Origin of the sequence: Winogradskyella vidalii (genome assembly GCF_013403955.1) — a bacterium.
Lineage (GTDB): Bacteria > Bacteroidota > Bacteroidia > Flavobacteriales > Flavobacteriaceae > Winogradskyella > Winogradskyella vidalii.
In genome coordinates this window covers 186277-200081 of sequence record NZ_JABFDG010000001.1, presented here as the reverse complement: position 1 = coordinate 200081, position 13805 = coordinate 186277, and the positions used below count along the sequence as shown (strand labels likewise).

Here is a 13805-nt window from a genome sequence, read left to right as displayed (position 1 = left end):
TATCACCACTTAACTCATAAAAACTAGCTTTATTTTTTTACAGCTGAAGCGCTTAAAACCCTCATAGGTCTGCTAACTTTTTCGTAGTTTTGAACTCCTTTCAAAACATTTACAATGTCAGACCAAAAACGCTTATTCCTCGTAGATGCCTACGCCCTAATTTTTCGTGGCTATTACGCTTTTATAAAAAACCCAAGAATCAATTCTAAAGGCGAAGACACCTCAGCTATTATGGGGTTTATGAACTCCCTTTTAGATGTCATTAAACGCGAACGTCCAAACTATTTAGCCGTGTGTTTTGATAAAGGTGGAAGCGCCGATCGTGTCGAAATGTTTGAAGCCTACAAAGCCAATAGAGACGAAACACCCGAAGGCATCAAAACTGCAGTACCATACATCTATGAGATTTTAAAAGCCATGCATATTCCCATCATGGTGAAAGAAGGCTATGAAGCTGATGATGTTATTGGAACGCTTGCTAAAAAAGCAGAAAAGGAAGGTTACCAAACTTTTATGGTCACTCCAGATAAGGATTTTGCACAACTCGTTTCAGAAAACATATTTATGTACCGCCCTGTTTTTGGAGGTGGTTATGAAACTTGGGGCATCCCAGAAGTCCAAAAGAAATTCGAAATCACGGATCCACTTCAAGTCATTGATTATTTAGGGATGATGGGCGATGCTTCTGATAATATTCCAGGATTACCAGGTGTAGGAGATAAAACCGCTAAAAAATTTATAGCGGCTTATGGGAGTATGGAAAACCTTTTTGCGAATTCACACGAGTTAAAAGGTAAAATGAAAGAAAAGATTGAAGCCAACCAAGAACTCGGCTTGTTATCTAAAAAACTGGCCACCATTATGCTCGATGTGCCGGTAGAATTTGATGCTACCGATTTTGAAATGTCAGAGCCCGATATTCCTAAAGTGACCGAAATTTTTCAAGAATTAGAATTTAGACGTCTCATCGATAATTTTAATAAAACCTTTGCTGTTGAAGCCATGCAGTCTGCCGGAACTTCTACTCCAACTTCAGATAAAAAGGAAGCACCGAAAACCACTCCTACGGAAGAAAAATCAGCAGGTGCCGGTCAATTCTCTTTATTTGGAGGCGGCGAATCTTCTGCTACCGAAACGACAACAGAATTCACACGTAAAACATCAGAAAACACATCGCATTTTTACCAAAGTGTAGCGCCTGGTATGGCCACAACACTTTTTGTAAAGAATTTAATGAACCAAACATCTGTATGTTTTGATACCGAAACCACAGGTTTAGATGCCCTAACCGCAGAACTAGTAGGTATTTCATTTTCTTGGGAAACTGGCAAAGGCTTTTACGTCCCTTTCCCAGAAGATAAAACTGAAGCACAAGAACTCATAGAAACCTTTAGACCTTTCTTTGAAAATGAAAACATCGAGAAAATCGGTCAGAATTTAAAATATGACATCAAAGTACTAGCCAAATATAACATTCAGGTTAAAGGCAAACTCTTTGATACTATGTTAGCGCATTACCTCATTAATGCCGATATGCGCCACAATATGGATGTGCTTGCTGAAACCTACCTCAACTACACCCCAATTTCTATCACAGAACTCATTGGTAAAAAAGGAAAGAACCAGTTGTCTATGCGCGATGTGCCCTTAGAAAAACTAACCGAATACGCCGTAGAAGATGCCGATATTACCTTACAACTTAAAGAGCATTTTACAACAGAACTAGGTGAAGCCAATACCCAAAAATTATTCGATGAAATTGAAATTCCACTACTACGTGTTTTAGCTGCTATGGAACTGGAAGGAATTAACCTCGATAAAGACTTCTTAAACTCACTTTCAGAAGCCTTAAATAATGACATTAAAAATCTTGAACAAGAAATCTATGCCGCTGCCGGAGAAGAATTCAACATTGCCTCACCAAAGCAATTAGGCATCGTTCTTTTTGAAAATATGAAGTTGGTCGATAAACCTAAAAAAACCAAAACCGGACAGTATAAAACAGGTGAAGATATCTTATCGTATTTAGCAAAAGACCATGAGATTATTCAGAAGATTTTAGACTTTAGAGGGCTTTCAAAATTAAAGAGCACTTATGTAGATGCCTTACCGTTGCAAGTAGAACCGTCTACAGACAGAGTGCATACCGATTACATGCAAACCGTTGCAGCAACCGGACGTTTAAGTAGTAACAATCCTAATTTACAGAATATCCCCATCCGTACCGAACGTGGTCGTCAAGTACGAAAAGCCTTTGTACCAAGAAACGAAGACTACACTTTACTCGCTGCCGATTATTCGCAAATAGAATTACGCATCATTGCCGCCTTAAGTGAAGAAGAAACCATGATTGAAGCCTTTAAAAATGGCGAAGATATTCATGCTTCAACCGCATCCAAAGTATTTGGTGTTCCACTAGAAGAAGTGACCAGAGCACAACGTAGCAATGCTAAAACCGTGAACTTCGGAATCATCTATGGGGTGTCTGCCTTTGGGTTAAGCAACCAAACCGATTTATCGCGTGGTGAAGCCAAAGAACTTATTGACACCTATTACGAAACCTATCCAAAATTAAAAGCCTACATGAGTAAGCAAGTCGATTTCGCAAGAGATCATGGTTATGTCTCTACGGTTTTGGGGCGTCGTCGGTATTTAAAAGACATCAACTCACGTAACGCTGTGGTGCGAGGGGCCGCAGAACGCAACGCCGTTAACGCACCCATACAAGGAAGCGCTGCCGATATCATTAAAATCGCCATGATTAATATTTACAACAAGCTAGAAGCTGGCAATTATAAATCAAAGATGCTCTTACAAGTGCATGATGAATTGGTATTTGATATCTACAAACCAGAATTAGAAGAACTCACCACCTTAATTAAAACAGAAATGGAAGGCGCCTTTAAATTGGATGTGCCGCTTGATGTTGAAGTGGATACGGGGCTGAATTGGTTGGAGGCGCATTAAAATAAATGATTTAAAGTTATGTTATTCGAAAAGGTAACCTCAGAAAACATAAAGGCCGCAGTAGATTATCTGAACGAAAATGGTATTCCTGAAGAATTTAGCACTTCAAAATATTATGATGTAAAGATTGATAATAAACTATACCCTCCAAAACCAATCATGGCTATTGCAAATTATTACGCCATAGGAAAGCCTATTGGAAATTATTTTTCTGGAGGTGAAAACACACCCTGTTTTAAAGCTTTTAAAAGATTAAAATTTGAAATAATAAATAAATCAAATGTCATGAGTGATTATAGTATATTAAATGAATTCATTTCTAAATTAAAGTCTGGTGATATTGAAGCTGCTAATTCAATCAAATCTTTAATTACAGGTCATAATTTCAAAGAAAACCTTAAAGTAATTGACCGAATATTCTTTGAAAATAAATTAAGAGAAATCAACTCCGACAATTATGAAGATACTATCACCTTTATTAGAGATATACATAAAATTAAATCAGGAGAATACAATGATTTTAATATTTGGAGTGCATCAAAAACACATTTAAATAAAACCAACGAGAACTTAATTCAAAGACACGATGAATTAGACAAAATCGTTGGTTTCCCCGACAACGGCAATGGGCTCTATAAATCTTTTTTGGGTGAAAAAAATCTACTTACATTTATTAGAAATAAGTTTAATAAAAACTTAAAATCAATCAAAATTAGCCCAAATAAAACACCTGAAATTTTATTTAATTTAAATAGTTTCTCAACCAATTGCAAAGAATCAGGTCTAAACTACAACCCACAATTAACAACAAGATATATTGCATCCCTAGCCACAAAACCCTTCGTACTATTAAGTGGCTTATCAGGTTCAGGAAAAACAAAATTAGCACAGGCTTTTGCGCAATGGATTGCAGAAGATAAAACGCAATACTGCATTGTACCTGTTGGAGCAGATTGGACCAACAGAGAACCTTTATTAGGTTATGTTAATGCGCTGAATGATAATGAATACATATTACCTGAAAATGGCGCTTTAAAATTACTTATAGAAGCCAACAAAGAAGAAAACAAAAACAAGCCCTATTTTCTTATATTAGACGAAATGAACCTAAGTCATGTAGAACGTTACTTTGCAGACTTTTTAAGTGTTATGGAATCTAAAGACATACTTAAACTACACAGTTCAGAAAACAACAAAAGTAATGTGCCTTCTCAATTAGATTGGCCAAGCAACTTGTTTATAATTGGGACCGTTAATATAGATGAAACAACTTATATGTTCAGCCCTAAAGTATTAGACAGAGCCAACGTTATTGAGTTTAGAGTTAACAGAGATGATATAGCAGAATTTTTAAAAGCACCTAACGACATAGATTTTAGCAACCTTAGTAACAAAGGTGCCGCAATGGGAGAAGATTTTATAAGCATTGCCTCTAATAAAGATTTTCCAAAATCGGATACAACTGAGTTAAACAAAAACTTAGTATTGTTTTTTGAAGAACTTAAGAAGACAGGAGCAGAATTCGGTTATCGTTCTGCAACAGAAATACACAGATTATTCAATCAGTTAACCACTTTAGATAATACTATACACGAAGACACAAAAATAGACATTACGATTATGCAAAAACTATTACCAAAACTGCATGGTTCTAGACGTAAATTATGTCCTATTCTGGAGGTATTAGCATCGTTGTGCGTTGAAGAAAAAACAGATGTTTCAAAAGACTTTTTAAACAATAAAGAAACCTTAGTTTTTAGAGAGAATGAAAACGTTTTATATCCTTTATCCTTAGAAAAAATCACAAGAATGTATAAAGGTGCCATAGATAATGGTTTTGCAAGTTATGCAGAAGCTTAGTAAATGGAAAAAGAACAATCCATAGAAATAGATTTATCTTATATAGAAGATGGTTTATACTTATGTATCGATGCTCAAAAAAAAGGCGATATAGAAGTGGATACCACAAATTTTTATGAGCATGAACCAACCTATCAACTAAAAGAAGGTTGCTTTTATGATTTTGAATTCTCACACAAAAAAGAAAATATTGCAGAAGACTATCGCCTATTTTGTAGTGACCAAAGCAATATTGTAAAAAACAGAAAAAGAAAAGAATATATTGGAGTCATAGCGCCAAACATTTTTGTTGGCACATTAACGCTACAGATTTTGAGCACTGAAAATCCTGGAAAGAAATGGGATTTACAATTAGAAGTACAATCTAAAAAAACAAACTACAGAAAAGATTATCAATACATGCTTAATGATATTACATCAAAATGTACTGATTTAATCATTCAAGCCAACTCACCTGTAACTCATTCTTTTGAAACCGACTTCAATACAGACAATAAAACCTTATACCAACGTTTTGCTTTTGTGAGCTCCATAATAAACTCTGAGGATTTTGAAGATGCTATTCAACGTATTGTTACAAGTCCGACTACAAACTGGACAGAGGAAGCAGAACTAACTGATGCAAGAAAAATTAAACGTTTCAAAAATTCAGAATTAAGGTCGCTGATAAATTCTGATAATCGATTAAAACTTAAAGACACACATCCTTTATACAAAAAAGGTATTAAGTCGGTTGCCACTAAAATAGAATCTTATAGAAAGTTTGAAAGTGTTGATACTTCTGAGAACCGTTTTATAAAACATGCTTTAGAAACGTTTTTAAAATTCTGTATGGATATCGCTAACCATCCAAATGCAGGAACCAGACTTAAAGAAGAAGCTGATATTGTTTCGGAAAAATTAGAAACACATTTACAATATGACTTATTTAAGCAAGTTTCAAGACCAACCACTTTAAAGCTAAACAGTCCAACGCTTCAAAAAAAGGAAGGCTATCGCGAGGTCTTAAAGGTGTGGTTAAAATTTGATTTAGCTGCAAAATTAATATGGAATGGCGGTGATGAAGTGTATAGTGGAGGAAAAAAGGACATTGCTACCTTATACGAATATTGGCTGTTTTTTAAATTATTAGATGTTTTAAAACACATTTTTGAAATTGAAACAAAAGAACTAGAACAATTAATTGTTCCATCTAAGGACAAATTAAGCCTACAACTTAAACAAGGAAAAGTAACGGCGTTGAAAGGTGTATACACCAAAGCAAATAGACATTTAAATATAAGGTTTAATTATAATAGAAGTTTCAATGGAGGTACTCAAGATATTTCAAAAACTGGAAGTTGGACAACTACGTTAAGACCAGATTACACCTTATCTATTTGGCCTACAAAACTGACTGAAACAAAAGCAGAAACTACCGAACAAATTGTTCATGTTCATTTTGATGCGAAATATAAGGTTGCCAATATCAATCAAATATTAGGAGAAGAACAAACAGAAAACTCTTTAAACGAGGAGAAAAAACAAAACTTAAAAGGAATTTATAAAAATGCAGATTTATTAAAAATGCACGCTTATAAAGATGCGATTAGGCGTACAAGTGGTGCTTATGTTTTATATCCTGGAGAAACAAATAAACCTATTCGAGGGTTTCACGAAGTTCTTCCTGGTTTAGGAGCTTTTCCAATAAAACCTACAGAGAATACAAATGAAACTATTCATTTAGAAAATTTCATCAAAGACGTTTTAAAACACTTCTTAAACACTGCGTCACAACGTGAAAATATAGCTAACAAGAGTTTTCACATCTACAAAAATGATAATCCTAACGAGATTTCAGAACCAATTCCAGAATATGTTGATGGCAAAAAAATTATTCCAGATGAAACGTATGTTTTAGTTGGGTTTTATAACAACCAATCGCAATATGATTGGATTTCTAAAAAAGGATTATATAATTTTAGAATGGGCTCAGGTTATGGTTCTCTGATTTTAGACAAGGAAACTGTTTCTGCTAAGTATTTATTATTACATACGCATGGAGAAAAATCATCTGGTGATTTATGGAAGATTATAAGCAAAGGCCCAAAAGTATATTCAAAAGAAAATTTAATAAAAAAAGGATACAGCAACCCTTCACAAGATTATTATTTAGTTATTGAATTAGAAAAAGTAGATTTATCTGAATTTGGAAATAATAATTGGGATTTCAAAAAACTAAAAAACTACAATTCAGGTAATGCTTCTGCAAAACCTTTTACAACAACTTTAACCGAGTTAATTAATTCAAAAGTGTTTTAATACTAATTCTCTTTCACACCCCTAAAGTCCCCTCAAGGGGACATTTGATAAAGGAAAATAGAATATTCATAGGGTTTATCGATTGGGTAATGGTAAAATAAATTTAATTTTTACACCTATGCTTCTTGGTGAGGATTGTCCCCTTGAGGGGACCTTAGGGGTGTTTTCCAAACTTAACCAACCAATTCCCTAACCTTCTCCTCAATAACCAACAACACACTAAACATATTCTTTTTAATGGCCTCATTAGAAAACCTTAAAAAAGTAACATCATAAGCCTCTAATTCACTTTCTCGTTTGGTATCATATAAAAAACGATGCTCATGACTATCACCATCAATTTCAATTGCTAAACCTATTTCATGGCAATAAAAATCTACAATGTAATTTAGCATCGGTACTTGCCTATGAAACTGAACACCATAAGCACGCTGTTTTATATGTTGCCATAGCAAGACTTCAGGCAAAGTGCTATGCTTCCGGAGTTGTCTAGCTAGTGCTTTTAATTCTGGGTTGTATGGAATGATGTTGTTTTTCATTTTACAGACTTTATGACGCGTCTTTTACACCCCTAAAAAGCTATACTAAGAACTTTATACGACAGCAGACTTTTCAGCTCAGTAATCCTCAAACGGACAATCCATATTAAGGAACTTTCAGTAAAAAAGAGCGTTCAGATTACTAAAGGGTTAGTGTCACTAAACTACTGAATTTAACACAAATCAAACCAAGGGTTCACCCGTATCTCCTCCGTTTGTACTCCGTATCTAAGTCGAGTGTAATTCAAGTTCGCCTCGAGATTATTCGAAGTAAATCAATGCTCAAAATAAATAATTGATTAAATTTTGTCTTTAACCAACGTACTATGTCAACCCTTTTCCAACTGCTTTAATATAAGTTTTTCTAGCAAAGCCATAGCTAAGACGGTGTAACTCTATTAAGCGGTTTCCGTGGTATCTCGTTGCCAGAACTTATTAAACAACACATACAGTAATAGCACCATACAAACAACCCCTACAGCGATCCAAACCCAATTATAATTTACATGGGTTATAGGCGTATCAGAACCATACAAGATAAAACCAGCCCAATAATAAGGATGTTTCATTTTTGGGGTTTCTGCTGTATTTAAATACTCATTTTTGGCCATTTGCAAAGCGACCGATTTTGTTTTCCCGTCTTTTAAATAGTTATAAAATGATATCATGATTTGGCTTGTGGTAGCATCGGGCACTTCCCATAAACTGGCCACTGCTGCTTTAGTACCTGAAAAATTGAAGGCACGTTGTAGAGATACCATACTTAAAGACCCATCTTCTTTTCCTACCGCCGTATTACAAGCACTCAACACAGCTAAATCAACTGGAATGTTTAAGCCATAAAGTTCTTCTAAAAAAAGTTTTTCATCATTTGAAAAATTAAAATAACTAAATACAGGCTCATCGTCATCTAAAGACGCATGCATGGCGAGATGTAGAATGTTGCCTTTAGACTTATGATTTATAAAATTCGATTTTGTGGCTGTTTTACCAATAAAAGCTTCTGAAGTAAAAAGGGCTTCAAGAACCTTAGCTTCCTTTTGTGCGCCTTCTAAAAAAACAGAACTATTTCTAGTTACTAAAGATGTATTGCCTTTAGGATATTCTGGTGCAAAAATCGTTGCCTTGGTTTTAGTATTGTTGTCAACATCACTTTCAAAAAAAGCAAACCTTAAGTGCGACGAATAATGAATAGCTTTTTCCTTTACTAAATAATTAGATTTATAACTTAGTGTCTCAAACGGCAAACTATATATAGGCGTATCTGGCACAATAGTTAGAGAATTATAGGTTAAGGCTTTTTCCGGAAGCAATAGCTTGGTAAGTTCTGGGTTTAACTCAAACTTACTATTCGGGTTTTTTAAATACTCTAAATGGGAATTCAGTAAGCCTTTTGTAGCCTTTGTCCAAGGTTTTAATTCCCATTCAATGCCATCTTTCGTAATTTGAAAAATGACAAACTGATCGTAAAAAAACAAATATTTTAAAACGATGTCATCGTCACCCAATAGTTTTTGAAAAGAGGTTACATCAAAGGTATTCTGCGTAAAATCTGAAATTGTTGGATATGCTGTACTAACATGGTCTTTATAAGTCTGAAGTACGCCTTTTAAAGAATCTTCTTGTTTTTGATTGCGCGCTTGCTTTGCCTGAACAATTTGTTTTCTAATTTGAAATTCTATATGTTCTAAAGAATCAATAATCGGTAATTTTACCACAACTCTACTTTGACTAAATTCTTGCCACGCTAAACGGTTACTTATATTTTCAAGATTAGAAATAAAGGTATTTTTATCTTTAAAATTATTTTTATTGAGCTCTAATCGACACTGTATTATCCTATTATACAGTAACTTATTTCCGATGCTTAAATTTAAATCTTTATGATTTTCAACAAATTCATTATAAGCAATGTCGTTTAAAATTCGTGCTTTGTGCATGGCAACCGAATCTTGATTAAAATACTTAAACAACATATAACTCATACGGTCTATTTGCTCACAATCATTCGGGAATTGATGGCGCGATGAAAAATTTTGAAAATCATCTTGAAGCGCTTCATCAGTACCATGAATCAGTTTTAAAGTTTCAGAGTAATAGTGCAAAGCGGAGTCTAACTGATTTGCTTTAGCATAGGTATCACCTTTAAATTCATAAAGGTCATTCAGATGGAAGCTGTTGCTTTTATAGGTGTTTTTAATACTATCAATTAGCACAAGGGCGTCTTGGGTATGGCCAATTTCATTTAAAACATTAGCTTTAAATCTTAGATATTCAGTGACATTTCTATCGGGTTCCTTAGCTATCTCTGAAAGTCGAATCGCTTTATTTATAAGATTAATAGAACGGTCATACGCTTCAAATTCCTTATAAAAATCAGCCACGTAATATAAAGCACCTATATAAAATGATAGGTTAGAAAACTGACTTCGCATTGTTGGCTTTTGTAATGATGCTGTAGTCTCAAAAACAGAATCTAGCTTAGATAAATTGAGTTCTATATTTTTTCTTAACGGAATAATTTCATTTTCATAAGCACTTGTTTTTTCCTTCAGATTTAGAGCTTCATTATAACTTAATAGCAAACTCGACCTATAGTAGCGCATCCAACCATAACGCATGGCTTCGTCAGTTTCATTGGTTATAGGCTCTAATTTTTGTTTAATTTTTTCAACCTCTAACGCAGCTTTATCATAAAAGCCTAAAGCGGAATAAATCCTAAATTTTCTTTGGTAGAGCCACGTATGTCTGCTAGCTCTTATATAATCGTAATCATTAAGGAGTCGTTCTGCTCTGTTTGCTATTGACAACGCTTTTTTATAGCGACGTAAACTATAATATCTGGTGAGCAAATCATAAAGAATATTATAATTTGTATTGATAACGGCTGAACTCTTTTCACTAGGAATGTAATTTAAAGCAGCCTCAAAACCTTCAATAGATTTAAAGTAATTCGCGAATTTATTATTAGCATAACCAATGTAAGCCGTAATTCTTGCAAAAGTTATACTGTCTTGGGCGTTTTTTAGTTCGATGGCTTTTGCCTGTTCACTTAAAGCAATAATCTCAGCATAATCTTTGGCTTTATAAAGTAGGGCTTGCTGTGCGTATATACTATCGAGTTCTTGAGATTTAGAAACCTCTTGAGCATACACGCCAGAACACAACAACATTAAACATGCTACAATTGACTTACAACTAATTTTGAGAACAAACAATTACCTAGTATTTTAAAGTTTAAGCCCTAATAATTAAACCATTAAGAATAAGTAATAATAATAAAAAAATTGTTTTTATGCTATAACTTGTGCTGATAATATGTAGCAAGGGCTTAAACAGGTATATATTCTAAAGGCCGTAATGCTTCGCAATCTCTAAAGCAATAGCCTTAGTTTCTTTTCCTGAATTAGTATGACGTCCTCTATTGGGAGGAGTTATAAAGTATAAAACGCCATCTTTTAAAATTTGCAAAGTGTGCGCATTTGCTATATAAACAGCCTTATCACCAAAACCATCCACCTTATGATACAATGCACTATTGCGCTCAGGATTGTACTGCCAAAAGGGATCATTCATTTGATTAATAACTGCAGACACTTGGCCTTTCCAATACTCATAGTCTTTTTTACCATAAAACAATTTAACGTCACAATGCAAAATACCACCAGAACCATTATCAATAGGCTCAATTTCAATATGGCTAGCATCTGAATTATAACCTAAAACCAGTGCTTTTGGAAAGTCAATACAAAGCTTGTTTTTTATATCTTTAATAGCAATATTAGTGGTTTTATTAGGCTCCGTAACAGCTTCTTTTTCTACTTTTGAATCGTCTGTTTTAGCAGTTGACTTTTCTCCTAAACACGATGTTATCAGTACTAAACTCATTAGCAGTACTGTACTCTTTATAAACGTTTTCATATATAAATTTAATTGATGTATCCAGCGGCTTTTGCAATAGCTATGGCCACTTTTTTATAGTCTCTATTTTTAGCAATTTCCGCTTTATTAAATCCATTTTTTAACGGATAGACATATAGCGTGTAACCTTTAAATTTTATTTTAAGTTCGCTCTTCTTATCATTCCAAACTGATGCAAGCCCCATACCACTAACCCACTCTGACGATTTAGAGATCGATTTATTTAGCGCCCAAGCCTCTTCCCATTCTTCACCATGACCTACGGCTTTTGCCACATCATAAGCCATTTCTTCTTTACCAACTTCGCGTTGAACATTCAGCGAGCCCTTTAACCACTGAAAATCATTTTCACCGTCTTTAATATAAAATAAGCACATAGGTTCCATATCTTTTTTGTACCTATCAGAGGTTGTAGGGTCTTCCATATGTACCTTGTCCGCAGAAACATCGTAAAGCTTGGCAATAGCGCTTGCAGATATATGTTTACAAGCACTCATACCCTTAGCATAGTTAATGAGATTACCCTTAAAATTGGTATTCACAAAGCTTGTATCGTTCATTTCAGCAACGTTCGCCACTTTTTTATCTCCTAAACATGAGGACATCAATAGGGCGAATAGACTTAAATTTAATAACAGTTTCATTTTCATAAGTATCGTTTATTGAATGATTAATTTTTTGGTGATTGAATGCTGTTCGCCTTTAATTTTTATCAAGTAAATGCCTTTTGAAAGTGACGTGGTTGAAATAGAATGACTAAGGTTTTGAATTCCTGATTGCGCCAAGATGATTTTACCAGTCATATCAAAGATTTCATAATTGGTAATGACTTTATTAGAGCTAATAGTCACCTCATCTTTTGCTGGATTGGGATGAAGCTTTATGTCATTAGACTCATGTTCTATAGTGTCTAAAGATAATACCGATGTATCTTGAACATTAAGCACAAAATTACCGTCTTGATTTAGCGTAGATGATCTACCCGAAACTGATGCTTCTAACCAAACTTGTAAATAATAGGTTTGCCCTGCATTTAAGTTATTTATTTGCAGCTCATCTGCTGCACAATCTAAAGGGCTCGTTGCGCCGCAATTATCGTAAATAGCAATTTTACCAGTTAACGATGATGCAGAAATGGTCATGGTTACACTTCCTGAATCTGGCGCTATAAATTGATACCACACATCTAAAATTGTGATACCAGATTCTTGACAAGCAGGATTGTTGCTAATGTCTTCCGTTGCATTTTGTGTTGTTCCTGGTGTGTCTAATGCGAGCCCAATGGAAACCGCATTTACACAATCGTTGTTATAAGGTGTGCAGCTTGTACTAAAATAAGTTTGAGAATCTAACCATGTCCATGTATCAGTACTAAAATCAACATCATCGACTTGAACACATGTTAAATTTGGATTGTATTGTATATCGAACTTACTACCGTTATTCATAAGCGTATTCGCGCCATTTTGGGCATTTAAATTGACCAAATCATTAGATCTTAATCTGAGCTTTGATAGATTAGTCTGATTGGTAACATCCAAAAACGTTAAATTATTATATGCTAAATCAATATCCTCTAGCGCAGTAGCAGTGCCTAAAATAACGGTCTCTATGTTGCAATTATGGGCATTTAAATCGGTTAATGACACTAAACCATTTAAATCTAAAGTTTCAAAAGTATTAAACTGACACTCTAATTTGTCGAGTACACTAGAATTTGAAAAATCGACAGTACTCAATTCATTTGAACCACAATCAAGCCATGTTAAAGAGGACATAACAGGTAAAATCAATTCCGTAAGTGCATTTGAATTACAATGAAGTTGTTCTAAGTTTGAATGAGCGCTAACATTTAATGTGGTTAGATTGTTATCAAAAACAGACAACCATTCTAATTGAAGATTATTAGAAAGATCAATTGTTGTCAGCAAATTATGTTTTAAATCAAGCTCTTCTAAACTCGTAAAGTTTTCAATTCCTGTAAGGTCTGATATGTTTTTAGCTGTAAGATCTAAAACAGAAGAACCTGTAACCGCTGCTGAGAGATTTACTTCTCCATCAATGGCATTGGTTGGTGATGTTGCATCAATTCCAAGGTCAATTAAAGCTTGTTCAAAATTGGCATCTGGCACCGTGAAGGTTTGAGAAAAACTAAGAACAGGCAGTAATAAGATAAATGGTAGTATTTTTTTAATCATAATCATTGGTTTTAAAATT

The 13805-nt window shown here is 34.2% G+C and carries 8 protein-coding genes; 3 read left to right on the top strand and 5 right to left on the bottom strand.

The genetic code is table 11. The features are described 5' to 3' along the window. The first annotated feature begins 114 nt into the window (after nucleotides 1–114). Genes polA through HM982_RS00850 form a run of 3 tightly spaced genes read left to right on the top strand, consistent with a single transcriptional unit; the run spans nucleotide 115 to nucleotide 7128 of the window. Nucleotides 115–2967, top strand: a complete 2853-nt coding sequence (gene polA, locus HM982_RS00860) for a DNA polymerase I (RefSeq protein WP_179351239.1) — start codon at nucleotides 115–117, stop codon at nucleotides 2965–2967. 18 nt (nucleotides 2968–2985) lie between these two features. Beyond that, nucleotides 2986–4827 (top strand): McrB family protein, encoded by a 1842-nt coding sequence (locus HM982_RS00855; protein WP_179351238.1) that lies wholly within the window; start codon nucleotides 2986–2988, stop codon nucleotides 4825–4827. A 3-nt stretch (nucleotides 4828–4830) separates the two neighbouring features. Continuing rightward, complete coding sequence (locus HM982_RS00850) at nucleotides 4831–7128, top strand: DUF2357 domain-containing protein (protein ID WP_179351237.1); 2298 nt, start codon at nucleotides 4831–4833, stop codon at nucleotides 7126–7128. 173 nt (nucleotides 7129–7301) lie between these two features. On the opposite strand, the gene HM982_RS00845 is transcribed toward HM982_RS00850, so the two are convergent. The 5 genes from HM982_RS00845 to HM982_RS00825 all read right to left on the bottom strand — a co-directional run bounded on the left by HM982_RS00845 (nucleotide 7302) and on the right by HM982_RS00825 (nucleotide 13786). Next, on the bottom strand, nucleotides 7302–7667 hold the full coding sequence (locus tag HM982_RS00845; protein WP_179351236.1) for an endonuclease domain-containing protein: 366 nt from the start codon (nucleotides 7665–7667) through the stop codon (nucleotides 7302–7304). 398 nt (nucleotides 7668–8065) lie between these two features. Further along, entirely contained in the window at nucleotides 8066–10885 is a 2820-nt protein-coding gene (locus HM982_RS00840) for a CHAT domain-containing protein (RefSeq protein ID WP_179351235.1), read from the bottom strand. Nucleotides 10886–11015: 130 nt separating this feature from the next. Continuing rightward, entirely contained in the window at nucleotides 11016–11588 is a 573-nt protein-coding gene (locus HM982_RS00835; protein ID WP_179351234.1) for a hypothetical protein, read from the bottom strand. An 8-nt stretch (nucleotides 11589–11596) separates the two neighbouring features. After that, a complete protein-coding gene (locus tag HM982_RS00830; RefSeq protein ID WP_179351233.1) occupies nucleotides 11597–12232 on the bottom strand; it encodes a hypothetical protein in 636 nt (211 codons plus the stop codon). A gap of 15 nt (nucleotides 12233–12247) precedes the next feature. After that, a complete protein-coding gene (locus HM982_RS00825) occupies nucleotides 12248–13786 on the bottom strand; it encodes a T9SS type A sorting domain-containing protein (protein ID WP_179351232.1) in 1539 nt (512 codons plus the stop codon). Nucleotides 13787–13805: the final 19 nt, after the last annotated feature.